Annotated in this window: 18 protein-coding genes and 4 pseudogenes; 15 read left to right on the top strand and 7 right to left on the bottom strand. The window is 64.6% G+C overall.

Translation table 11 applies throughout. The features are described from left to right. Positions 1-89: 89 nt before the first annotated feature. From ACP7DD_RS05355 to ACP7DD_RS05365, 3 genes and pseudogenes are all read left to right on the top strand, one after another. Positions 90-1,796: a methyl-accepting chemotaxis protein gene (locus tag ACP7DD_RS05355; protein WP_426173672.1), complete on the top strand. Its 1,707-nt coding sequence runs from the start codon at positions 90-92 to the stop codon at positions 1,794-1,796. Positions 1,797-1,993: 197 nt separating this feature from the next. Then, positions 1,994-2,209, top strand: a pseudogene (locus ACP7DD_RS05360) (glutathione-dependent formaldehyde dehydrogenase); the annotation flags it as partial. A gap of 255 nt (positions 2,210-2,464) precedes the next feature. After that, entirely contained in the window at positions 2,465-2,725 is a 261-nt protein-coding gene (locus ACP7DD_RS05365) for a hypothetical protein (protein ID WP_426173673.1), read from the top strand. Between the two features lie 29 nt (positions 2,726-2,754). Here ACP7DD_RS05365 and ACP7DD_RS05370 read toward each other — a convergent pair whose 3' ends face one another. Both ACP7DD_RS05370 and ACP7DD_RS05375 read right to left on the bottom strand, forming a co-directional pair. Next, positions 2,755-3,024, bottom strand: a complete 270-nt coding sequence (locus ACP7DD_RS05370) for a hypothetical protein (protein ID WP_426173674.1) — start codon at positions 3,022-3,024, stop codon at positions 2,755-2,757. Between the two features lie 106 nt (positions 3,025-3,130). Then, positions 3,131-3,733 carry a UbiX family flavin prenyltransferase gene (locus ACP7DD_RS05375; protein WP_426173675.1) on the bottom strand — a complete coding sequence of 201 codons (603 nt, stop codon included), beginning with the start codon at positions 3,731-3,733 and terminating at the stop codon, positions 3,131-3,133. A gap of 257 nt (positions 3,734-3,990) precedes the next feature. Between ACP7DD_RS05375 and ACP7DD_RS05380 the strand changes: the two are divergent. From ACP7DD_RS05380 to ACP7DD_RS05410, 7 genes and pseudogenes are all read left to right on the top strand, one after another. Next, positions 3,991-4,298, top strand: a pseudogene (locus ACP7DD_RS05380) (3-isopropylmalate dehydratase small subunit); the annotation flags it as partial. A 446-nt stretch (positions 4,299-4,744) separates the two neighbouring features. Continuing rightward, positions 4,745-4,981 (top strand): hypothetical protein, encoded by a 237-nt coding sequence (locus ACP7DD_RS05385; RefSeq protein ID WP_426173676.1) that lies wholly within the window; start codon positions 4,745-4,747, stop codon positions 4,979-4,981. A 147-nt stretch (positions 4,982-5,128) separates the two neighbouring features. Next, positions 5,129-5,521: a phosphonate transporter gene (locus ACP7DD_RS05390; protein WP_426173677.1), complete on the top strand. Its 393-nt coding sequence runs from the start codon at positions 5,129-5,131 to the stop codon at positions 5,519-5,521. Continuing rightward, positions 5,518-8,133 carry an EAL domain-containing protein gene (locus ACP7DD_RS05395; protein ID WP_426173678.1) on the top strand — a complete coding sequence of 872 codons (2,616 nt, stop codon included), beginning with the start codon at positions 5,518-5,520 and terminating at the stop codon, positions 8,131-8,133. The genes ACP7DD_RS05390 and ACP7DD_RS05395 overlap by 4 nt, the downstream gene beginning before the upstream one ends. Positions 8,134-8,247: 114 nt before the next feature. Beyond that, positions 8,248-10,161 carry a GAF domain-containing protein gene (locus ACP7DD_RS05400; RefSeq protein ID WP_426173679.1) on the top strand — a complete coding sequence of 638 codons (1,914 nt, stop codon included), beginning with the start codon at positions 8,248-8,250 and terminating at the stop codon, positions 10,159-10,161. Positions 10,162-10,167: 6 nt separating this feature from the next. Continuing rightward, positions 10,168-10,470: a sensor histidine kinase gene (locus ACP7DD_RS05405; RefSeq protein ID WP_426173680.1), complete on the top strand. Its 303-nt coding sequence runs from the start codon at positions 10,168-10,170 to the stop codon at positions 10,468-10,470. Then, positions 10,370-10,837, top strand: a pseudogene (locus ACP7DD_RS05410) (response regulator). The gene ACP7DD_RS05405 and the pseudogene ACP7DD_RS05410 overlap by 101 nt, the downstream one beginning before the upstream one ends. Here ACP7DD_RS05410 and ACP7DD_RS05415 read toward each other — a convergent pair. From ACP7DD_RS05415 to ACP7DD_RS05425, 3 genes and pseudogenes are all read right to left on the bottom strand, one after another. Next, positions 10,824-12,437, bottom strand: a complete 1,614-nt coding sequence (locus ACP7DD_RS05415) for a response regulator (protein WP_426173681.1) — start codon at positions 12,435-12,437, stop codon at positions 10,824-10,826. The pseudogene ACP7DD_RS05410 and the gene ACP7DD_RS05415 overlap by 14 nt on opposite strands. A 190-nt stretch (positions 12,438-12,627) precedes the next feature. Then, the gene (locus tag ACP7DD_RS05420; RefSeq protein ID WP_426173682.1) at positions 12,628-14,886 is read right to left on the bottom strand and encodes a PhoX family protein; all 2,259 of its coding nucleotides are present in this window, start codon (positions 14,884-14,886) and stop codon (positions 12,628-12,630) included. Between the two features lie 140 nt (positions 14,887-15,026). After that, a pseudogene (locus ACP7DD_RS05425) lies at positions 15,027-15,441 on the bottom strand (methyl-accepting chemotaxis protein); the annotation flags it as partial. 83 nt (positions 15,442-15,524) lie between these two features. Here ACP7DD_RS05425 and pstS point away from each other — a divergent pair. The 5 genes from pstS to ACP7DD_RS05450 all read left to right on the top strand — a co-directional run bounded on the left by pstS (position 15,525) and on the right by ACP7DD_RS05450 (position 21,503). Next, on the top strand, positions 15,525-16,568 hold the full coding sequence (gene pstS, locus ACP7DD_RS05430; RefSeq protein WP_426173683.1) for a phosphate ABC transporter substrate-binding protein PstS: 1,044 nt from the start codon (positions 15,525-15,527) through the stop codon (positions 16,566-16,568). A gap of 153 nt (positions 16,569-16,721) precedes the next feature. Then, positions 16,722-19,451 carry a bifunctional diguanylate cyclase/phosphodiesterase gene (locus ACP7DD_RS05435; protein WP_426173684.1) on the top strand — a complete coding sequence of 910 codons (2,730 nt, stop codon included), beginning with the start codon at positions 16,722-16,724 and terminating at the stop codon, positions 19,449-19,451. Positions 19,452-19,501: 50 nt separating this feature from the next. Beyond that, positions 19,502-19,885 (top strand): hypothetical protein, encoded by a 384-nt coding sequence (locus ACP7DD_RS05440; protein WP_426173685.1) that lies wholly within the window; start codon positions 19,502-19,504, stop codon positions 19,883-19,885. Positions 19,886-19,911: 26 nt separating this feature from the next. Further along, a complete protein-coding gene (locus ACP7DD_RS05445; RefSeq protein ID WP_426173686.1) occupies positions 19,912-21,045 on the top strand; it encodes an MGDG synthase family glycosyltransferase in 1,134 nt (377 codons plus the stop codon). Beyond that, complete coding sequence (locus ACP7DD_RS05450; protein WP_426173687.1) at positions 21,042-21,503, top strand: hypothetical protein; 462 nt, start codon at positions 21,042-21,044, stop codon at positions 21,501-21,503. Before ACP7DD_RS05445 ends, ACP7DD_RS05450 begins: the two co-directional genes overlap by 4 nt. A 24-nt stretch (positions 21,504-21,527) precedes the next feature. Here ACP7DD_RS05450 and ACP7DD_RS05455 read toward each other — a convergent pair whose 3' ends face one another. Beyond that, entirely contained in the window at positions 21,528-22,283 is a 756-nt protein-coding gene (locus ACP7DD_RS05455; RefSeq protein ID WP_426173688.1) for an HAD family hydrolase, read from the bottom strand. Positions 22,284-22,319: 36 nt separating this feature from the next. Beyond that, complete coding sequence (locus tag ACP7DD_RS05460) at positions 22,320-22,703, bottom strand: SirB2 family protein (RefSeq protein ID WP_426173689.1); 384 nt, start codon at positions 22,701-22,703, stop codon at positions 22,320-22,322. Positions 22,704-22,817 lie beyond the last annotated feature (114 nt).

Below are 22,817 nucleotides of genomic sequence, written 5' to 3' on the forward strand. Positions count from 1 at the left end.
AGGCCGAAGCACGCGTAGCTGACGTGGAAGCGGTGGGCTGCATGCCCGACTTTGTTGCACGCTAGCATCACCTGCCCACTATTGCTGCGATGGAAAAAAGTTACTTAGGGGATTTTTTGGTTTCCGACGATAATGGCCGTTGTTTATTGATCAGCGGCACTTTTAGCGGGCGGAACAACAGTATGAAATTACGTAACAAAATGGCGACGTGCATGGCCGTCGTCTTTGCTTTTTTTGCGATCGCGCTTGGCGTTGCAATTTCCGGAATGCAAAACGCGGCTACCCAGTTCGACAAGTTTATCGAACAGGACCAGGCATTCCTGACAGCCAGCACCAACTTGTACGCCCAAGGTCTGCAAATGGGCCAGGCACTGCGCAACGTCATCCTGTCGCCTTCCAACCTGCAAGGTTACAAGAACCTCGATAACGCACGCGAGTCGTTTGCCAAGGAACTGGCGATCGCGCAGGCTCTGGCAAAAGGTGATCCGGCGGTTTCCCAAACGCTCGACAAGATCAAGGCATTGCAAGAACGCCAGGCCGAGATGCACAAGAAAATTCTTGGCTTGATCAAAGTCGATCAGGCGGCGGCGATCGAGCTGCTCAACAAGGACGAGACGCCGTTGTGGCGTCAGATCCGCATCGATCTGCTCGATCTGATCAAAGCCAAGAATGCAGGGGTTGCACTCGCGAAAACTGATCTTGAAAAACGGACTGCCACATCGTTGACGTACAGCCTGCTTCTCGCCGCCGGCGCGATCGTCGCCGGTGCGGGCGTCGCATTCTGGCTCACCCGCAACGTCATGCGACAGTTGGGTGGCGAGCCCGATTACGCAGCCTCGATCGCCGCATCGATTGCCGCGGGCGACCTGACTCGTCGAATCGACGTCGACAACGACCAGAACTCCGCCAGTCTCCTCTTTGCGATGCGCACAATGCAGAACAGCCTGGCTGCGCTGGTGCGCAAGGTGCGCTCGGGCACCGATACGATTACAACAGCATCGAGCGAAATCGCGGCGGGAAACCTCGACCTGTCCTCGCGCACGGAAGAACAGGCCAGCTCCTTGGAAGAAACGGCGGCGTCGATGGAGGAATTGACGTCGACGGTGCAGCAGAACGGCGACAGCGTGCGCCAGGCCAACGAGTTGGCCAATGTGGCGTCGGAAGTGGCGATCAAAGGTGGCGCTGCCGTCGCAGACGTGGTCGGTACGATGGAGTCGATCAATGCCTCAGCCAAGCGGATCGTCGACATCATCAGCGTGATCGACGGGATCGCGTTCCAGACCAACATTCTGGCGTTGAACGCGGCGGTCGAAGCGGCGCGCGCAGGAGAGCAGGGGCGCGGTTTTGCCGTCGTCGCTTCCGAAGTGGGCAACCTCGCTCAGCGCAGCGCTGCAGCAGCCAAGGAAATCAAGGAACTGATCGGCGATTCGGTGGACAAGGTCGAAGCGGGAAGCCGCATGGTCAATTCCGCCGGCGCGACGATGAACGAAGTAGTTGCCAGCGTCAAGCGGGTGACCGCTATCATGGGCGAAATCGCCCTCGCCGGGCAGGAGCAAAGCGCCGGAATTGCGCAAGTGAACCAGGCCATTGCACAGATGGACCAGGTCACTCAACAAAATGCAGCGCTGGTGGAACAGGCGGCGGCTGCTGCCGACTCGATGCAGGATCAGGCAAGACAATTGTCTTCGGTCGTCGGCACCTTCAAACTCGCCGCTGCTGCGGCGCCGTCGCGCGCTCAGAGCGCTGGGCAGTCGGTCCCTGCAGCGGCCTCTCCCGCACGAGCTCTGCTGCGATGACCATCTGCGGCGATGGCCGTGCTCGGCATCGCAATTCGCCGACGTCCTCTCCGCTTTTTTCTCGATCGGAAGAGCTAGATTTTACCGCGCCGTCATTCCGCCTAACACATTGAAAACATTGCCGAAGCCATGCCGCTTGAGAATGCTTGCTGCGATTCCTGGTGTGGGGCGCGGTGGCCATTTTCCTGTACGTCGGCGGCGCCGACGTGTGCATCGATGCGGTCGGCTGCGAGGCGTCAGGAAGCGCCGCTCAGACCTTGACCGGGCGCTACATGAAACTGCAGGCCGGCAGCGCCACCGCGCTGCACTGGGCCATCAATTCGGTCCGCAACGGCGGCAATGTGTCGATTGTCGGCGTCTACGGGCCAACCTTCAACGCCGTGCCGATCGGTAACGCACTCGATAAGGGTGTCAACACGACGACCATTTTTTTGCGCCACAGCCTTGCGCCGCCCGCGACATGACGCACATACAAGGGTGGGGCGCGGACCTGGACCGCAAGAATCGTCCAGGCGTGCCGATGGAGCGTACGCCGCCGCGCCTGGAGGGCGCGCCGATTGCCGCGCCGTCGCAGCAACCGGAGCGCATGGGATATTTCGTCTCGCCCGAGCGGCCGCCCATCACGCCGCTGTTTGGCACCCAGCGTGCGGCCAAAAGGCATCTCCGGCATGCTGCGTCGCCTGGCCTACAAAATGACCGAAAACGATATCCGGCACTTCATGCTGTTGTTGTTGGCCGACCGGATCAACGTCGTTGAAGGCGTCGCCGATGACCTGATGGAGGGGCGCGTGCCAAATGTGTTCGGAGAGATGGGCATCAAGGCCGAGTGGCAGCACAACCGGGCCGGCCTGGCCAAGCAGGCTGAGGTAGCCACCGCCATCGTCGGCATCGGCTACTACATGCTCAAGCGGCGCGACGCGGATCGCTGATGTGAGCGCGGCATTGTCGTGCTGAAACGTTAACGTTTCAAGCCGTCGATCAGGATTTTAATTTCGGCCAGCACGGCCTGCGAGCAATGCGAAGTCGTGTCGAAATCGCGCGCCACTATCATCACCGTCTGCGGCCGCGGATCGATCCACTCGCTGTGGTTGCCCGACTCGTCCAGCGACGCCCGCGCGGTTGCCGCGTGGGTTCCTGCGCCTGCCTGCCTGGCAGCTGGGGCGCCTTTGCTGAGGCAGCGAACTGCAATGTTCCAACCTCGATAGCACGTTCGTAGTGTTCCGCTCACGGCTATCTCCTGAATCCAAAAATTCAAGTTAGCATTCGATCGAGTGGCGGTATGTTCGGTAGCCGACCCAACCAGAACACGGTCAATTTTTGGCAACTACCAAGACTTAAGTTTCAGGCGCGGCGCCGTCGCGTGGATTCCAGCGCCGCACGGTGCCGGTGTCGAAGCCGAACAGGTCGAGCACCCGTCCCAGCGAATGGTCGACCATTTCTTCCAGGCTGGCCGGCCGCGCGTAAAACGCCGGCACCGGCGGATAGACGATCGCACCGGCTTCGGTCACCGCCGCCATGCTGCGGATGTGCCCGAGGTGCAGCGGCGTCTCGCGCACCATCAGCACCAGGCGCCGCCGCTCCTTCAGGTTGACGTCGGCCGCGCGCGACAGCAGCGAACCGGTGACGCCGGTGGCGATCTCCGACATCGTCTTGATCGAGCAGGGCGCCACCACCATGCCGGCCACCTTGAACGATCCGCTCGAAATGGCCGCGCCGATGTCGGTGTTCGAATACGCCACGTCGGCCATCGCCTTCACTTCCGCCATGCTCAGGTCCGACTCGTACTGCAGCGTGACCTGCGCCGATTTGCTCATCACCAGGTGCGACTCCACGTCGAGCTCGCGCAGCAGTTGCAGCATCCGGATGCCGTAGATGACGCCGGAGGCGCCGCTGATGCCGACGACAATGCGGGGCCGCGCTGCGCTGCTCGTATTCATTCGATGTCTCCATGTGGTCGCCGCCGGAATCTGCTTTCCGGCCTTACGGCTGGGGATATTAACAGAGCAATCCGGCCAGAAGTACAGCGTGCACCGCATTTCTTTCGGCAGCGTGCCTGGCCCCGCCATTGTTCGCATTTTTTGATTATTCGATCAAATAATTGCGCTTCTTTTCCCGTTCCCGTTGCGTTGAATTGGTGTGTTCCATGCAAGAAAATACAACAAGCGCGGCGCCGCCAGCGTGGCAACACCCTGGCAAGACCGGCTTCGGGCCGAACTGTTCGACGCCTGGCGCTACCTCGATGCGGGCAAACCGGGTGCCGACAATGCGCGCCGGCCGCTGAACACGCAGTTCGTGCTGAACCAGGCGCGCTACCAGGGCGCGGCGTTGCTGCTGGCGCGCCGCAATTTCGGCTACGGCAGCTCGCGCGAACACGCGCCGTGGGCGCTGCTGCAGTATGGCGTTCGGGTGATTGTCGCGAGCAGTTTCGCTGACATCTTCCGGCAGCAGTGCTACAAGAACGGCATTTTCGCCGTCAGCCGGGACGAAGCGGTGATCGACCATGGTCACGCGCATCGATCGCGGCCGCGACCTGTTCAGGGGTGGCGTCGTGGTTCGATCCAGCCGTGACGCTGCGAATGGTGGCGCCGGCTTCCTTTGATGTCGGTCATTTCAGGCTTTTGGAATACATACGATGTGGAGCGTGCGCTTCATGCCGCCGGCACGACGCAGGACGACGTCGCGAGCGAAAACGCACGCCTTTTCGTCGCTGAACTCCTGCATGGTTACGACCGGCGAGTCAATCTAGTACGAGCCGCTGCCCCGGTTGTTGTAGGTCGTGTTGAGGATCACGAGGACCAGAATGAATCCGTTCATGCTACCTTGCCTCCCGCGGCTTTTTCGCCGCTTTCACCGCCTCCGGAGGCGGAAGATCAACCCGCCGAACTGTACGGTACGTTGCGCAATTATCGACGCCGTCGGCAGCACCGAACCGGTCATCCGACTCGGCAATGCGCCAGTTCGTCAAGAACATGGCGGAGCGCTATCCCCACTTCATGGGCGGCGCGGACGAATCGTTCATAAACGGTGACCCGTCAATCTCGGGCGCCGCCTTCCTGTCCCGTGTCATCAGCTCGCTCAACTACACCCCAAGCTCGATCGACTTGCTGCCCGACCACAAGGGGCTCGCCAAGCACGGTGTCTTGACCGATGCTGTTCCTCGGTCGTATGTGAACGGAAGATCCTGAACTTGTGGTGCGAAGCGGATTTAAGGATCACACTTCGCCGATAATGTCATGGACAACATTGACAGCCCAATATATCTGTGTGAACATAATGCCCTCAGACAACTAGTAGTTCGGCGATGTTGAATCCGTTTTCCAGGAGTACCTTCAATGAGTGACGCACCCCGCACTCTGTTCGAACAGGCCGATATCGTAGCCGCTCTGGCAACGCTCGACAGCGACCAGCTCGACGCGCTCGATTTCGGCGTGATCGGGTTCGACAACGACACCGTCGTGCGGCGTTACAACGCGTTCGAATCGAAAGCGGCCGGCCTGGCGCCGCCACGCGTGCTCGGCCAGCCGTTGTTTACCGTGGTGGCGCCGTGCATGAACAACTTCATGGTCGCCCAGCGCTTCGACGACGCGCTCGATGCCGGCGAGGCGCTCGACGTCACCATCGATTACGTGCTGACGTTTCGCATGCGCCCGGTCAAGGTGGCGCTGCGGCTGATCGCCTCGCCGGGATCGGCCACCCGCTACGTCCTGGTCAACCGGCTATCGTGAGCGACAGTACCGCCGCCGACATCAACGCCAAACATGAAGCGCTGATTCAGTTCCTGTACCTGGCGCCGGTCGGCCTGGTGCAGGCAACGGTGGACGGCACCATCGGCATGATCAATCCGGTCTCGGTCCAGCTGCTGATGCCGCTGTCGCGCGACGGCGGCCTCAGCAACCTGTTCACCGCCCTCGACAGCGTGGCGCCCGAGCTACGCCGGCTGTGCGCGGACTTTTCGCCCACGCAAGGCGTCATTTGCGACGGTATGCACATCCACCTGATCGCCGTCAGCAAGCGCGCGACGGCGATCAAGGTCGTCTCGCTCAGCGTCGTCAAGCTCGACGAGAACCGCCTGATGGTCGTGCTGGCCGACGTCACGGCGCAAGTGCGGCGCGACCGCGAGCTGAAGCAGACCGACGCCTGGCTCACCGCGATCCTCACCAACATCAGCGACTACGCAATGGTCAGGCTCGACCAGCTCGGCCGCATCGACGCGTGGAACGACAGCATCGGGCGCATGCTCGGCTACGCGCCGGAGGCGCTGGTCGGCCAGCCGTACGGAATTTTCCATCCGGCCGGCGCCAGCACGCCGGCCCACCTGGCAGAGCGCCTGCGCGACGCCGACAAGAACGGCTGGAGCCTCGACGAAGGTGCGCGCCTGCGCGCCGACGGCAGCCACTTCTGGGCCAGCGCGATGATCTCGCCGCTGCCCGATCGGGACGCGGCGCCGGACGCGCCAGCCTACAGCCTGATCATCCGCGACATCAGCGACAAGCGCGCCGCGGGCGAGCCGCATCGGCCGGGGCCGTCGCCGGCAACGGGCGCACCTGCAGATCAAGTGACTGCGGCAGCATCGGCTCAGCCTGACAGCGCCGACGCCTACGAGGCGTTGATCCAGTTTCTCTACCGCACGCCGATCGGCCTGATGCAGATCAGTGCCGACGGCACCATCGAGATGCTCAATCCGAAATCGTCGAGCCTGTTGATGCCGTTGACGAGCGACGGCAACCTGGACAACCTGTTCGCCGTGCTGGCCGGCATCGCGCCGGAACTGTCGGCGATGGCGTCGACGTTTGCCGCGCCGACCGGCGTCGTCTGCGAGACCTTGCGCGTGAGCCTGCCGTCGCACGCCGGCGCCGCGACCGGGCCGCAGGTGCTGTCGATCAGCCTGTTGAAACTCGATGCGCAGCGTTTCATGGCGGTGCTGGAAGACGCCACCGCGGAGGTGCAGCGCGAGCAGGCCACGCTGACGCGCCGCCTCGACAACGCCGCCCGTATCGACGGCCTGACCAAGATGCCGAACCGGCGCGCGGTGCAGGAGCAGATCCGCCTGATCATGACGCGCCCGGCGGCGGCCGCGCAAGGCGAGTCGGCCTTCATGTTTATCAATTTCGACCGCTTCAAGCAGATCAACGACACGCTCGGCAACGCCGCCGGCGACAAGGTGCTCACGACGATGGCGGAGCGCATGCGCGCCGCCTTGCGCCCACCCACCGACCGCATCGGGCTGGCCGCCGGCCCGAGCCAGATGGCCGCGCGCATCGGCGGCGACGAGTTCGTCGTCGTGCTCGACGGCATGCGCTGCACCGCCGACATCGAAAGCGTCGCGCAGCGCCTGCTCGAGACGATCAGCAAGCCGTACCGGATTGCGGCCCAGGAGATCATCTGCAACGTCAGCCTGGGCATCGTGCTCGGCGCCCAGGCCAGCGGCGAGGCCGACGCGGTGCTGCGCGACGCCAGCATCGCCATGGCCGAAGCGAAGCGCGCCGGCGGCGGGCGCTACGTGCTGTTCGACACGGCGATGCGCGAGCGCGTGGTGCGCCGCGGCGACATCGAAGGCGACCTGCGCCGCGCCCTGCTGGAGCAACAGTTGTTCGTGCTGTACCAGCCGGTGGTCGGCCTGCTCGATGGCGGCGGCACCGACTACGCCACCGGCGTCGAGGCGCTGGTGCGCTGGCAGCACCCGACCCGCGGCATCGTCTCGCCGGTCGAATTCATCGAGGTCGCCGAAGAGTGCGGCCTGATCGGCGCGGTGGGCGACTTCGTGCTGCGCCAGGCCTGCGACGATTTCGTCCGCTGGCAAGCCGAACTGGGCGAGCGCGCGCCGCGCCTGTTGGCGGTGAACCTGTCGCGCGCCCAGCTGGCGCAGCCCGGCTGGACCGAGGTGGTGACCGGCATCCTGGCCGCGAGCGGCATGCAGGCGCCGCGGCTGCAACTGGAAGTGACCGAGAGCCTGGCCGCGCAAGACCAGCAGGTGCAGGAGCGGCTGCATGAACTCAAGGCGCTCGGCATCAAGCTCGCGTTAGATGATTTCGGCACCGGATACTCGTCGCTGGCAAGCCTGCACCTGCTGCCGGTCGACACCGTCAAGATCGACCGCTCGTTCGTCAACCTGGGCGATACCAGCGATCACCACCGCGTGCTGATCGAGGCGACGGTGATGGTGGCGCGCAGCCTGGGCATGGACACGGTGGCCGAAGGCATCGAAACGCCCAAGCAGGCGGCGTTGGTGCGCGAACTGAAGTGCGACAAGGGGCAGGGCTACCTGTTCAGCCGGCCGCTGACCTCTAGCGCGCTGGTCGACTGGCTGGGCGCGCGCGCCATGCAGCAGGCCGGGTAGCGCAGGGGACGGCGTCGGGCGCGCACAACAGTGTATTTGTCGTGCGTCGCGTCGATAAATTTCCCTCTAAAATGCCGTTCCCGCAACTTCAGTGTTGGCGCACTGACCGATCCGATGAATCAGGCCACCCGTGAAGTTTCCCCGCTCGACTTGTCCAGCTGCGACAAGGAACCCATCCGCTGTCCTGGCAGCATACAACCGCATGGTTTCCTGCTCTGCCTGTCGGACCAGCTGTCGCTATTGCAGGCAAGCGACAACCTCGCCACCCACACCGGCGTGGCCGCCGAGCTCGCCGTCGGCCAGCCGCTCGCCGCCGTCATCGGCAATGAAGCGGCGCGCGTGCTGGCGAGCGAACTGCACTCGGGCAAGATCGGCACGCGCCCCAGCTACCTCGGCACCATCAACCTGGCCAACGGCGCCGGCTTCGACGTCCTCGGCCACGGCTACGACAGCCTGCTGCTGCTCGAATTCGAAGCGAGCGAGCGCGGCGCGCAGGCCGACTTTCGCCACCTGTTCCCCCTGGTCAGCGAATTTCTGCTCGCGCTGCCGTCGGCCGTCAGCGTCGAAGCGATGAGCGACCTGGCGGCGCGCCAGATCCGCAGCCTGACCGGCTTCGGCCGCGTGATGGTGTACCAGTTCGACCAGGACGGCAACGGCCACGTGATGGCCGAGTGCCGCGCCGACGGCTACCCGTCCTATCTCGGCCAGCGCTTCCCGGCGTCGGACATTCCGCGCCAGGCGCGCGAGCTGTATGTGGTCAACCGGATCCGCCTGATCCAGGACGCCGACTACACGCCGGCGCGGCTGGTGCCGGAAACTAATCCGCTCAGCGGCCGGCCGAACGACCTGTCGTTCGCCGCGCTGCGCAGCGTCTCGCCGGTGCATCTGCAGTACATGCGCAACATGAACACGCTGGCGTCGATGTCGATCTCGCTGATGCTCAAGGGCCAGCTGTGGGGACTGGTATCGTGCCACAACGCCGCACCGTGCCCACTGGCGTTCGACAAGCGCAGCGCCTGCGAGCAGCTCGGCCAGATACTGTCGCTGTCGATCGAGTCGCGCGAGAATGCCGCCCAGCTGCAGTTTCGCCTCGACGTGCGGCGCGTGATGGTGTCGATGCTGGCAGGTTTGACCAACGGCGCCGACTTCATCGACAACATGAGCAGCGTGTTCCCCGGCCTGCTCAAGTTCGCCCGCGCCGGCGGCGTGGCGATCGTCGTCGACGAGCGCGTCATCAGCTATGGCGAGGCGCCGTCGCACGAGCAGATCGGCGACCTGGTGGCCTGGCTGAACGTGCACAACCACGACGACCTGTTCCATACCGACAAGCTGTCGGCGCAGTACGCGCCGGCCGCCGACTTTACCCACAACGCCAGCGGCCTGCTGGCGATGCGGATTTCGCGCATCCACCGCCACTACCTGCTGTGGTTCCGTGCGGAAGTGGTGCATACCGTCGACTGGGCCGGCAATCCGCACGCCAAGGACGCCGGCCGGAGCGCGCAATTGACGCCGCGCACCAGCTTCGCCACCTGGCGCGAGACGATCCACGGCACCAGCGCGCCGTGGCACAACGGCGAGATCGAGCTGGCGCTGGAATTTCGCACCGCCTTGCTCGGCATCGCGCTCGAGCGGGCCGAGCAGATGGCCGAGCTGGCCGCCGAACTGGGCCGCTCGAACAAGGAACTCGAGGCGTTCTCGTATTCGGTATCGCACGACGTGGGCGCGCGGCTGCGCCACATCGTATGCTCTTCCGACCTGTTGATGACGTCGGCGGCCGACAGCGACGGCGCCACGCGCCAGCGCTTCCTGGCCAACATCAAGGATTCCGCGCGGCTGGCCGGCAAGCTGGTCGACGACCTGCTGAGCTTTTCGCAGATGGGCCGCGCCGCGCTGCGCCCGGTCGCCGTCAACATCGCTGACCTGGTCAAGGGCTGCATCGACAAGCTGTCGGCCGACGTCGGCGAGCGCAACCTCGAGTGGCAGGTCGGCGAACTGCCCGGCGTGCGCGCCGACCCGGCGTTCCTGTAGCTGGCGGTGATCAACCTGCTGTCGAACGCGGTGAAGTTTACGGCAGGAAAAGACCCCGCGATCATACGGATCGACGCCACCGACGCAGCCACGGAAACGGGGTTTCGCATCGCCGACAATGGCGCCGGCTTCAACATGGACTACGTGCACAAGCTGTTCGGCGTGTTCCAGCGGCTGCACCGGATGGAGGACTTCCCCGGCACCGGCATTGGACTGGCGAACGTGCGCCGCATCGTCGAACGCCAAGGACAATCCACACGACCTGGAACTGACCCTGATCGCGCTGTCGAAAAGCCAGCTTGCCAATGAAGTGGTGATCGCGCGCGACGGCGCCGAAGCGCTCGATTACCTGATGTACCGCGGCGATTTCAGCAGTCGCCAGGCCGGCAACCCGGCCGTCGTGCTGCTCGACCTGAAGCTGCCGAAGGTCGATGGCCTCGAAGTGCTGAAGTAAATCCGCAGTACCGCCGGCTCGCGAAGCATCCCCGTGGTGATGCTGACGTCGTCGAAAGAGGAGCAGGACCTGCTGCGCAGCTACGAGCTGGGCGTCAATGCCTACGTCGTCAAGCCGGTCGACTTCAACGAATTTGTCCGCGCCATCACCGACCTCGGCATCTTCTGGGCGGTGCGCAACGAGCCGCCGCCAGGCTCGCAGCGCTACATCAAGCCGAAGTGAGCGGGACGGGGCGGCGCAGCAGGTGGCGAATGCGCTCGCTGAGCACGTCCGCGCTGTAGGGCTTTTGCAGCAGGTTGACCGCGGCGTCGACCTTGCCTTCATGCGTGAGCACCCCTTCGGCGTAGCCTGACGTAAACAGCACCTGGGCCCTGGGCAGCATCGTGCGCACGCGGTCGCGCAGCGCCAGGCTGCTGACGTCGCCGGGCATGATCACATCGGTAAATACCAGGTCGAGGTGGACGCCGCTGTCGACCAGCGCGACGGCGCTGGCGCCGTCTTGCGCGCACAGCACCTGGTAGCCGAGCGCCGACAGCAGGTCGCTCGTCGAGGCGCGCACGTCCTCCTCGTCGTCGACCACGAGGATCGTTTCGATGCCGCCGCCAAGCGGCGCGGCGGCAATCTCGACGACCGGCGCCGGCGCCTCCGCACTGCGCTGCAAAAAGATCTTCACGCTGGTGCCCTGGCCCGGTTCGCTGTGGAGCAAGATGTCGCCGCCGGACTGCTTGACGAAGCCGTACGCCATCGACAGGCCCAGGCCCGTGCCCTGGCCGATCGGCTTGGTGGTGAAGAACGGCTCGAACGCGCGCTCGAGCACGGCGGCCGGCATGCCGGCGCCGCTGTCGGCCACTTCCAGCATGACGTAATTACCGGCGCCGACTGCGGCCAGCGCCGGCGCGCCGTGGGCAACATTGCAGGCGCGGATGGTCAAGGTGCCGCCGTCGGCCATCGCATCGCGCGCGTTGATGACCAGGTTCACCAGTACATTGTTGAGCTGGCTCGGATCGACGGTGGCGCTCCACAGGCCGGCGTCGATGTCGCTGACGACGGTGGCGCGCGGGCCAAGCACGCGGCGCATCATGTCTTCCATGCTGCGCAGCATGGCGGCCAGGTCGACCACCACGGCTTGCAGCGGCTGGCGGCGGGCAAACGCCAGCAGGTGCGCCGACAGCCTGGCGCCGCGCTCGACGCCGGCCAGCGCGGTGTCGATGCGGCCGCGGGCGGCGTCGCTGACGCCGCCGAGCAGCTTGATGAGTTGCAGGTTGCCGCCGATGATCTGCAGCACGTTGTTGAAATCGTGGGCGACGCCGCCGGTCAGCTGGCCGATCGCTTCCATCTTTTGCGCCTGGTGCAGCGCCGACTGGCTGGCCGCCAGTTCCTGCTGGCTCAGGCGCAGCGACACAAAGGCGGCGTCGCGCTGCCGGCGCGCGACGAACGCGTCGTGGTGATAGCGCACCCGCGCGGCCAATTCGCGCGGATCGGGCCACTTGACGAGGTAATCGTTCGCGCCGGTCGAAAACGCCTTGGCCTTGATGTCGGCATCTTCCTCGGACGACAGCAGGATCACGGGGATCTGCTCGGTTTCCGGATCGGCGCGCAGCCGCCGGATCACGTCGAAACCGTCGACGGCCGGCATGCGCAGGTCGACCAGCACCACCGTGGCCAGCACTTCCTTGGCCAGTTCGACCGCGCGGGCGGCGTCGCAATCGTAGCGCAGCCGCAGGTTCGGCAGCGAGCGCAGGCCGTGTTTGATCAGCGTTTCGGCGAACGATTCGTCGTCGATCAGCAGGACCGAACAGGGGTGCGGATGGTGTTCAAGCATCGAGGATCGATCTCGTCGGCGGGGTCAGGACCGATTGTTAGTTAGGGGTATTTGGGATTTTACATGAGCACGGACATCTGTCTGTTTTCGCATCGCAACGGTGTGGGGGGCAAATCGATACTATTTCTGGTGGGAATTGATCGACGGCCGCTGGACTACGCCAGCGGCCGTCGACATGCAAGCGCCGGCCTTAGCTGCCGATGCGCCCGCCATCATTCTTGGTGATGACGATGGTGGCCGAGCGCGGCCGCTTGCCGACGCCATAGCCGGCATTCGACGGCCACTGGCTGGTGTATTTCGCCGGATCGGCCAGGTTGGCCTGGTCGGTGTTCTCGCCAGGGTGCTGGATATTGATGAACATTGACTTGCCGTCCGGCGTCTCGCACAGGCCGGTAATTTCGCAGCCGACGGGGCCCACCAGGAAACGCTTGAGCGTATTGGCCGTCGGCGCCTTGCCGACGAAGGTGTCGACGTCGAGCGTGCCGCCGGCCGCCTTCGGATAACTGAGCGTCTGCTTGGCGCCGTCGCCGACCTGGCCGGGCAGGGCGGCGAGCATCATGCAGTTCGTCACGTCGGTGTAGGCGCCATCGTCGGTCTGGAACCAGCAGATGCCGGTGTACGGGCTGAACACCAGGCCGTCCGGGCTGGAAAAGTCCTGCTCGCCGGTCAGTTTCGACAGGTTGACCATGCCCTGGCTGGCGCCCGACTCGGCGCCGAACAGGTACACGTCCCAGCTGAAGGTGGTGGCCGCGTTGCCGCCGGCGCCTTCCTTCATGCGCACGATGTGGCCGTTCGGATTGCCCGGCTGCGAGGTCGTGCCCTTCAGGTCGATGTAGGCGCGCGGGTTGGGCCCGTTCGGCGCCAGCTGCGGGCTTGCGCCCGGTTCGGCGCGGCGGTTGCTGTTGTTGGTCAGCGCAAAATACACTTCGCCGTTGGCCGGATTGACCGAGCACCACTCCGGCCGGTCCATCATCGTCGCGCCGACCGCGTCGGCGGCCAGGCGCGCGTTGACGCAGATGTCGGCGTGGTCGGCAAACTTGTACGCCGCAAAGCCGGCAATGGCGGCATTGCTCATCGCCAGCTCGATCCACTGGCCGCTGCCATCGGCGGCGTACCTGGCCACATACAGCTTGCCGCTGTCGAGGTATTTGTCGCCCGCTGCCAGCCGGTCGACGGCGGTGGCGTCAAGCGCGCTCCACAGCGCGCTGGAGACGAACTTGTAGACGTATTCGTTGCGCGAGTCGTCGCCCATGTACACCACCAGCGGCTGGCCGACGGTTGCCGCGCCGAAGGCGGCGCTTTCGTGCGCATAGCGGCCAAGGGCGGTGCGCTTCTTTGCCATCCGCGTCTTGTCGTAGGGATCCATCTCGACGACGAAGCCCATGCCGTTCATTTCGTTGCGGTAGTCGTCGCTGCCGTCGAGCGACGCGCCCAGCTTGCTGTTGTTCCAGCGCGCGTACTTGTCGTCGGCGCCGGCGCTTTCCCAGCCGTGGCGCGACGTTGCGCCCTGGGTGCGGCCGTAGCGCTTGAGCGAGACGACGCTCTTGTCGTTGCCGCGCGCGGCATCGTCGGCGGCGCCGCGGGTGAAGTAGCCGTTCCAGTTTTCTTCTCCCGTCAGGAACGTGCCCCATGGCGTCTTGCCGGTGCCACAGTTGTTCAGCGTGCCGCGCGTGCGGGTGGCCGTCGGCGCGTACCTGGTCACCAGCAGCGCGTTGCCGCGCGCCGGGCCGCTGATCTCGACTTCGCTCAAGGCGGTGACGCGGCGGTTGAACGGCGAATCCTTGACGTAGCTCCAGGCGCTGCCGGTCTTGCGCACTTCCACCACGGCCACGCCGTGAATGGCCGTTTCCTTGTCCACTTCGGCGGCCGGGCGCGGCAAGGTTCGGGTGCCGCCGTTGGCGTGCAGGAAGAACGACGACAGCGTCTGGTCGGTCGTCGCTTCATGGTTGATGGCGAGCAGGGCGCGGTCGACCGAGGTGACCGACGGCAGGCCGGCCGCCGACAGGCCGAACAACTCCATGCCGTCATGGTGGTCGCCGGCGCGCGCTTCGAAATCGCTGTCGGTGCCGTCGTTCTTGTAAGCGGCGGTGGCGGCCGTCAACGGGTCGCCCAGCGCGTAGACCACGCTGGCGGTGTAACCGGCCGGAACGATGACGCTGTCGGCCAGGCTTTTCGATACTGCGCCGAAGCCGAGCAGCACTTCGGCCGGCGGCGGCGGCACCACCGGCACGACCGGCGGGCTCACCGCTGGCGCATCGTCGCCGCCGCATGCGGCAAGGCCAATGCCGCCGAACAGCGCGGTGGCCGCCGACGCCATGCCGCCTCTGAGCACGGAGCGCCGGCTGAGGCGGGCGTCGAGGACTGCGCTGAAGTTTTCATTTCCCGATTCGTTGCAATTGTCGTCATCCGGATCGGTGAGCGATCGGGAAAAGTCATTCAGTTTGTTCATGTGCGATTTCTCCGGTGTTGATGGGTGGGCTCAATTCGGGGAGGAGTCTACGGTTTGAATGTGACGGGCTTGTTACGTCGCTTCCATGGGCGCCGGCGCAGCTGCCGGGCTGATATTGAACACGCTGACGGCTTCCTGCAGGCCGCTTGGCTGGCCAGGTTGCGCACCTCCGACGCGACGACGGCGAAGCGGCGGCCCTGTTCGCCGGTCCGCGCGGCCTCGACGGCGGCGTTTGAGCGCGAGGATGTTGGTTTGAAACGCGATACCGTCGATCACGCCGATGGTGTCGACGATCTTGCGCGACGACGCATTGATCGAGCCCATCGTTTCGATCATCTGCGCCGCTGCCGTGCCGCCGCGGCGCGCCACGCCGGCGGCCTGGTCGGCCAGCACGCCGGCTCGCTGGGCGCTGGCGCCGTTCTGCTGCACCGCGCTGGTCAGCTCCTCCATCGACGACGCGGTCTGCTCCAGCGAGCCGGCTTGTTCCTCGGTGCGGGCCGACAGGTCGTAATTGCCCTGGGCGATTTCGCGCGACGACACGCCGATCGCATCGGTGTTGAAGTGCTATGGTCGTCACACACGCGTCATATTCGCGCTTTAGACTCGGCACGTTCAAAACCCAACCACACAGGAAAAAAATGAAAATCAAGTTGATGTTGAAGTCGGTTGTCGTTGGCGTGTCTGCCATGGTGGCATTGTCGGGCGCGCTGGCCGCCGACATGACCGGCGCCGGCGCCACGTTTCCGTACCCGATCTACGCCAAGTGGGCCGAGATGTACAAGAGCACCACCGGCAACGGCCTGAACTACCAATCGGTGGGTTCCGGCGCCGGCATCAAGCAGATCAAGGCCAAAACGGTCGACTTCGGCGCGTCCGACATGCCGCTGAAAGCTGAAGAGCTCGACGCTGAAGGGCTGATGCAGTTCCCGGCTATCATGGGTGGCGTCGTCACCGTCGTCAACATCGAAGGCATTGCGCCGGGACAGATGAAGCTGACCGGTGCTGTCGTCGCCGACATCTACCTGGGCAAGATCACCAAATGGAACGCGCCTGAAATTGCCGCGCTCAATCCTGGCATGAAGCTGCCGGCCGATGAAATCACGGTGGTGCACCGCGCCGACGGCTCGGGCACGTCGTTCCTGTTCACCGACTACCTGTCGAAAACGAACGCCGACTTCAAATCGAAAATCGGCGCCGGCTCGGCCGTCAAGTGGGCCGTCGGTGTGGGCGGCAAGGGCAATGAAGGCGTCGCCGCCAACGTGCAGCGCATCAAGGGCGCGATCGGCTACGTCGAGTGGGCGTTCGCCAAGAAAAACAAGCTGTCGCACACCCAGCTCAAGAACAAGGAAGGCGTGTTCCTGCAGCCGGACGATGACAATTTCAAGGCAGCCGCAGCTGGCGCCGAGTGGACCAGGACGCCCGGTTTCGGCGTGGTGCTGACCGACCAGGCTGGCAAAGCGAGCTGGCCGATCACCGGCGTGTCGTACATCCTGATGCACAAGAACCAGGCCGACGCCGTCAAGGGCAAGGAAATCCTGAAGTTCTTCGACTGGGCCTACAAGAATGGCGGCGCTGCAGCCGCTGAACTCGACTACGTGCCGATGCCGGCGTCGGTGGTGACGCTGGTGCAGGGCGCCTGGAAAGCGCAACTGAAGGACTCGACGGGCAAAGCGGTGTATTAAATCGAAGCGGCTGGCGCGCAGAACTTCGCGCGCCATTGTCGGGTACTGGCCCCGATATGACCATGTCTTTATGCTGAAGCAATTGCCCAGCAAAATGTAGTTGCGTTCGGGAATCAACCTTGCGCGAACTGCAAACCTTGGGTCCACCATACCGTGAAAACCATCCTGTCCGCCGGCGCACCGGCACGTTCCAGGATCTCCATGTCGATGATGGCGAAGCGTACCGCGCGCCTGCTCGGCAGCCTGCTGTGGCCGCTGCTGGCGCTGCTCGCCTGCGCCAGCATCTGGTCGCTCACCATCGGCCGCGCCAACGTCGAATGGGAGCGCGCCAACGCGGCCATCACCAAAGATGCCGGCGCCTACGCCAAGGCATACGAACAATACGTCACCCGCTCGGTCGGCCAGATGGACCAGGTCACCATGCAGCTCAAGCACAGCTGGGAGCACTCGCGCAATCCGCGCCTGATCGAAGACCTCAAGCGCGACGGCATGTTTACCGATAGCGCCTACGTCGCCGTCAGCATCGTCGACCGCCAGGGCGTGGTGCGCTCGTCGACGCAGGCCGCCACCGGCGCGCCGAACCTGGCGCATACGCGCCTGTTCGCCCATCACCGCGACAACATTTCCAGCGCACTCAGAATCGGCGTCTTGCCCGGTGAACTGGCCTACAGCCAGGAAGTGGTGTTGTTTACGCGCCGTCTCGACACCACCGACGACGGCTTCGATGGCGTGGTGTTGCTGGTCGTCGATGCGCGCTACTTCACGTCGTTTGTCGGCCCGGCCGCGCTGGGCGAGCACGGCATCGTCGCGCTGGTGGGCGCCGACACGCGCCTGCGCATCGAGCAGCGCGGCGACGGCACCATGGCCGACGGCGGCGCCGCCTCGATCCTGCCGCACAGCGACGCCACCTGGCGCGGCGCCAGCGGCGTGCAACTGGTGCAAGGCGACGCCGGCTTTGCCGACGGCATCGGGCGCGTGCTCGGCTGGCGCCAGTCGAGCGCCTATCCGCTGGTCGCCCTGGTGGGCCTGTCGCATCGCGACGCCGTCGCCGGCGCCCAATTGTACTGGCAGGAGGGCCGCAACACGGCGATACTGGCAAGTGTGTGCCTGCTGCTGCTCGGCTCCGTGGCCGCCGCGTTTTCGGCCCGCGCGTCAGCGCGCCGGCGCGAACAGGACGAGGTGCGCAATGCCTACCGCACCGCGACCGAAAGCGCCAACGACGGCTTCTACATGGCCGCGGCGATGCGCGACCGCCAGGGCAACATCGTCGACTTCCGCATCGTCGACTGCAACGAGCGCGGCGCCTTCTTCTATGGCATGCAGCGCAGCGAACTGGTGGGCACGCGCCTGTCGCTGATCGACAACGGCCTGTTCGGCGAGCGGCTGCTGTCGACCTACCGCAAGGCGATGGAGCACGGCTTCCATGAGGACGACCGCCGCATGCCGAGCGACAATCGGCTCAACATCCGCTGGGGCCACCGCCGCATCGTGCGCGTTGGCAACGGCCTGGCGGTGACCTTGCAGGACGTCAGCGAGCGCAAGGCGCACGAAGCGCAGCTCGAACGGCTGGCCAACGAAGACAGCCTTACCGGCCTGCCGAACCGCCACTGGATGCTCGAGTTCATGCCGCGCGCCATCGACAAGGCACGCGCCGCCGGCACCGGTTTTGCCATCCTGTTCATCGACCTCGATGAATTCAAGCAGGTCAACGATTCGCAGGGCCACGCCGTCGGCGACCAGCTGCTGCAGGCGGCCGCGCGGCGCCTGTCGGCCTTGCTGCGCCCGACCGACCACGTGGTGCGCTTCGGCGGCGACGAGTTTATCGTGTTCCTCGACCCGTACGATGGCGATCCGCAGGTGGCGGCGATTGCCGCGCGCATCGTGGCCGCGTTCAACGACCCGTTCGTCATTGCCGACGATGCACAGGCGGTCGGCGCCTCGGTCGGCATCAGCGTGTTTCCGCGCGACGGCAGCGATGCCGAGACGCTGATCAAGCACAGCGACATTGCCATGTACGCCGGCAAGAGCGACGGCAAGGGGCAGTTCCGCTTTTTCGATCCGGCGCTGTCGGCCACGCTGAAAACCAGGGCACGCCTCAAGCACGGTCTGATCGAGGCGATCGAGCGCGAGCAGTTCACCTTGTACTACCAGCCGCGCGTCGATACCCGCACGGGCGAATTGCTCAGCATGGAAGCGCTGCTGCGCTGGCGCCATCCATTGCTGGGCATGGTGTCGCCGGCCGAGTTCATTGCGCTGGCCGAAGCGAGCGGCTTGATCTTGCGCATCGGCGAAATGGTGATCGACATGGCGTGCGCCCAGCTCGCCGCGTGGCAACGCGCCGGCGCGCGCGTCGTGCCGGTCTCGATCAACGTGTCGCCGAAGCAGTTCAAGCGGGGCGGCGTCAAGCATCAGTTGACGGCCGCGCTGCACCGCCATGGCATTGCCGCCGCGCTGCTGGAGGTGGAAATTACCGAGTCGGCCATGATGGGCGACCAGGATGAAATCATCGCCGAACTGGCCGCCATCCGCTCGCTCGGCATCAAGCTGCATGTCGACGATTTCGGCACCGGCTATTCGTCGTTGTCGCAGCTGCAGCGCCTGCGCATGGATGTGCTGAAGGTCGACCGCGCGTTCACCGCGGAACTTGGCACGTCGCGCGAAGGGCGGGTGTTCTTCCAGGCGATCGTCTCGATGGCGCATGCGCTGGAAATGTCGGTGGTGGCCGAAGGCGTCGAGACCGAACAGCAGCTCGACATTTTGCGCGCGCTCAAGTGCAACGAAGTGCAAGGCTACTTCATCGCGCGGCCAATGCCGGCCGACGACATGCAAGTGATGATGGAGCGGCGCTTCCTGCTGCAACCGGTCGAGACAATCGACGCCTGATGATCCAACTCAGGATGAATTTTTAATGCAATTTTCTCAGGAGACGAACGATGACAGCTTCCACACGCAAGCCGGCGGCGACGCCGGCAACACCGGCAATCGCCGACAAGCCTGCCGCGCCGGCACGCCGTCGCGCTGGGGCTAAAACGGTTGAAACGCCGGTCACGCCAATCGCCAGTCCGACCGCCCTCAAACGCAAGCAGCATGAAAAGCGCATCCGCACCAGCTTTGCCCTGCCCGAAAGCGAGATCATCTTGCTGGTCGAACTGAAGAAACGATGCCTTGAGTTCGGCATGAACGTCAAGAAGGGCGAGCTGTTGACGGCCGGCCTGCAGTTGCTGAAGTATCTGCCCGAAACGGCGCTGGAAGCGGCGGTGCTGCCATCGATGCGGGCCGGGCGCAAGAACGCCCCGGTCAAGAAGCGCAAGAAGTAAGCGTGGCGTGGACGGATGAGGCAGACATGACCCCCACCATAATTCTGATGCTGAGCGCGTCGGCCGGTACCGGCCACACCCGCGCCGCCGAAGCGCTGCGCTCGTATGCGGCGATGAACGGCGGCGAGCTGGCGGCCGTCCACCTCGACGTCCTGCAGTTTGTCACGCCGTTGCTGCGCTCGATCTATACCGATGTCTACAACCTGCTCGTCGGGCGGGCGCCGGGGCTGTGGCGCCGTCTGTACCGGGCCACCGATCGCGCCAGGCCGCGCGGCCGGGTCCACAACATACGGCGCTGGGCCGAGCGCATGAGCAGCCGCGCCTTGCTGCGCGAAGTGGCGCTGCGCCGGCCGGACCTGATCATCTGCACCCACTTCCTGCCGGCGGAGATGCTGTCGCCGCTGTGCGGCAGCGGCGCGCTCACTTGCCCGGTCTGGGTGCAGGTGACCGACTTCGACCTGCATCAGATGTGGGTGCACGACCACATCGCCGGTTATTTTGCGCCGAACGATGAAGTCGCGTTCCGGCTGCGCGAACGCGGCATCGCCGCGGCGGCGATCCACGTCACCGGCATCCCCATCATGCCGGCGTTCTCGCAGCAGCTCGACCGCCGCGGCTGCGCGCGCGCGCTGCGGATCCAGCCGCAGATGATGACGGTGTTGCTGATGGGAGGCGGGACAGGCTTGGGCAGCGTGCTTCAAATCGCCGAACGCCTGCTGGCGCTGCGCATCAATTTCCAGATCATTGCGCTGGCCGGGAAAAGCGCATCGACGCTGGCCGCGCTGCGCGAGCTGGCGGCGCGCCATCCGGGCAGGCTGACGCCGCATGGCTACACCAGCCATATCGAGCGGCTGATGGCTTGCTCCGACCTGGTCGTGACCAAGCCGGGCGGGCTGACGACGGCGGAGTCGCTGGCGATGGGCTTGCCGATAATCGTCATTGCACCGATTCCCGGCCAGGAAGAACACAACGCCAATTACCTGCTCGAGCGCGGCGTGGCGCTGAAAGCGTTCGATATGGTGACGCTGGAATATCGGGTCAGATATTTATTGGCGCACCCGGCCAAGCTGGAAGACATGCGCAGCAAGGCGAGGGCGCTGGGTCGTCCGGAAGCGGCGCGCGCGGTGCTCGACACCGTTCTTGCGGAGCTGCGCACATGACGTGGCAGGGATTGCAGCTGGCGCTGACGGTGGGCTATGTCCTGGTCCTCGCCTATATTTTTGCCAAAGTGGAAATTCATATCGAAGGCGATGCCGGCTGGGCGGCGAACCTGCCAACGTGGCGAATCGAATCGCACTGGCTGCTCGACATCTTGTGGGGCGGGCGGGCGATGACTGGCTACCATGCGTGGGTATTTCCGTTCATCGCGCTCAGCTTTCATGGCCCGATCTTCTTCACCGCGGCGGGGTCCTGGCAGATGGAGGCACGCATTATTGCGGCAATCATGCTGTTCTGGATTGCCGAGGACTTCCTCTGGTTTGTCATCAATCCGGCGTTCGGATTGCGCCGTTTTCGCGCCCGGTTCGTGCCTTGGCATAAGCACTGGGTGTGCGGTGCGCCGGTCGACTACTGGATTTTTTCCTGCGCCAGCGCGGCGCTGTTCGCATATTCGTATTGAATGGTGGACGCTTCAGGCGAGGCTTTACTGCGCGATCGGCAGATCGAGTGCGTGACCTACGCGCACGCACAGTTCCGTCGACGTGCGTGAGATGACTTCCTTTGGCACCGCGAATTTTTCGGTCAGCCGGTCGTGATCCTCGAAGCCGTATGACACCATGAACGGATGCATGCCGGTGCAGATCGCCGCGTGATAATCCTTGAATTCGTCGCCGCACACGAAGGCGCGTGCGGGATTGACGTCGAAGCGCTCGCGCGTGAGCCGGAATTGGGCGGTCTTCCCCTGGCTGAGCGGGACGTGGTCAAAGAAGTCGAACTCGCCGACATCGATGTCGTGGCGCGCAAACAGCTGGCGCAGCGTTTCGAGCGGCTCGTTGGTGATGTTGCGGGTGACGAGGCCGACGACGACATCCGGCGCCGCGATGAGCGATTTGATCAGTTCCGCGATCCCGGGGTAAAGGCTGGCCTCGGAACGGTACACGTCGGTGAGCGACGCGACGATTTTCTTGCGGCCGCGTTGGCGCATGTTTTTCTTGATAATCGACGGGAATTCCTTCAGGCCACCCAGGTATTTGAATAGATGGTGGCGTTTTTGAAAGCTCTTCTCCGCCCCGAGCGTCATGCCATTGAGCGCGAACGCCCGTTCGATCGCCGGGTAGGCATCGATCGTGGTTCCGTCCGCATCGAGGATGATGAGTCGCTTATTCTGGAACATGGTTGCCTCAGGGCCGGCTGCGTTATCTGGCCATTCTGAAGACTGCGCATGACAGGTTGATGACATCGGACCTGCCACAATCCTCACACATCTGGAGTGCCGTCAGGCACCGAGCGGCATCGGCTGCCGGGTCAGCGCCACGGCGACGATATAGCCAAACGTGGCGAGCGCGCCCACGAAGGCCGCGCCGCGCACCGCCCTGGTGCGCCCGCGCTTGAGCGCGATGGTGCCAAGCACGATGTAGACGAGCAGGGCGATCACCTTCGCGCTCAGCCAGTTTTGCGCGAACGGGTACTGGCTGCTCCACACGGCCAGCGTGATGGCGCTGGCCAGCAGCAGCGTGTCGACCAGATGCGGCGCGATGCGCACCCAGCGCTGCTGCAGCAGCGCTGGGTCGCGCAGCATCCACACGCCGCGCAACAGGAACAGGCTGCCGCTGACGGCAGCGCAACCCATGTGGAAATGCTTGAGGGTCAAATAGTCCAAAGCAGCCTTTCTTGATCAAAATAGACACCGGGGGCTTAATATAGCCGAGTCCGGTGGTTTTGGAAAAGCGTCGGCTCGCCGCCGGATAAGAATGTATACTGTTTAACTGTCCAT

The organism is Massilia sp. TWR1-2-2, from assembly GCF_049897565.1.
GTDB lineage: Bacteria > Pseudomonadota > Gammaproteobacteria > Burkholderiales > Burkholderiaceae_D > JAFCUW01.

Excerpts from the sequence above, each read along its gene's own strand:
- ACP7DD_RS05355 (WP_426173672.1), top strand. The coding sequence starts at position 90 with ATGGAAAAAAGTTACTTAGGGGATTTTTTGGTTTCCGACGATAATGGC.
- ACP7DD_RS05365 (WP_426173673.1), top strand. The coding sequence starts at position 2,465 with ATGCTGCGTCGCCTGGCCTACAAAATGACCGAAAACGATATCCGGCAC.
- ACP7DD_RS05375 (WP_426173675.1), bottom strand. The coding sequence starts at position 3,733 with ATGAATACGAGCAGCGCAGCGCGGCCCCGCATTGTCGTCGGCATCAGC.
- ACP7DD_RS05385 (WP_426173676.1), top strand. The coding sequence starts at position 4,745 with ATGCGCCAGTTCGTCAAGAACATGGCGGAGCGCTATCCCCACTTCATG.
- ACP7DD_RS05390 (WP_426173677.1), top strand. The coding sequence starts at position 5,129 with ATGAGTGACGCACCCCGCACTCTGTTCGAACAGGCCGATATCGTAGCC.
- ACP7DD_RS05400 (WP_426173679.1), top strand. The coding sequence starts at position 8,248 with ATGAATCAGGCCACCCGTGAAGTTTCCCCGCTCGACTTGTCCAGCTGC.
- ACP7DD_RS05415 (WP_426173681.1), bottom strand. The coding sequence starts at position 12,437 with ATGCTTGAACACCATCCGCACCCCTGTTCGGTCCTGCTGATCGACGAC.
- ACP7DD_RS05420 (WP_426173682.1), bottom strand. The coding sequence starts at position 14,886 with ATGAACAAACTGAATGACTTTTCCCGATCGCTCACCGATCCGGATGAC.
- pstS (WP_426173683.1), top strand. The coding sequence starts at position 15,525 with ATGAAAATCAAGTTGATGTTGAAGTCGGTTGTCGTTGGCGTGTCTGCC.
- ACP7DD_RS05440 (WP_426173685.1), top strand. The coding sequence starts at position 19,502 with ATGACAGCTTCCACACGCAAGCCGGCGGCGACGCCGGCAACACCGGCA.
- ACP7DD_RS05445 (WP_426173686.1), top strand. The coding sequence starts at position 19,912 with ATGACCCCCACCATAATTCTGATGCTGAGCGCGTCGGCCGGTACCGGC.
- ACP7DD_RS05450 (WP_426173687.1), top strand. The coding sequence starts at position 21,042 with ATGACGTGGCAGGGATTGCAGCTGGCGCTGACGGTGGGCTATGTCCTG.
- ACP7DD_RS05455 (WP_426173688.1), bottom strand. The coding sequence starts at position 22,283 with ATGTCATCAACCTGTCATGCGCAGTCTTCAGAATGGCCAGATAACGCA.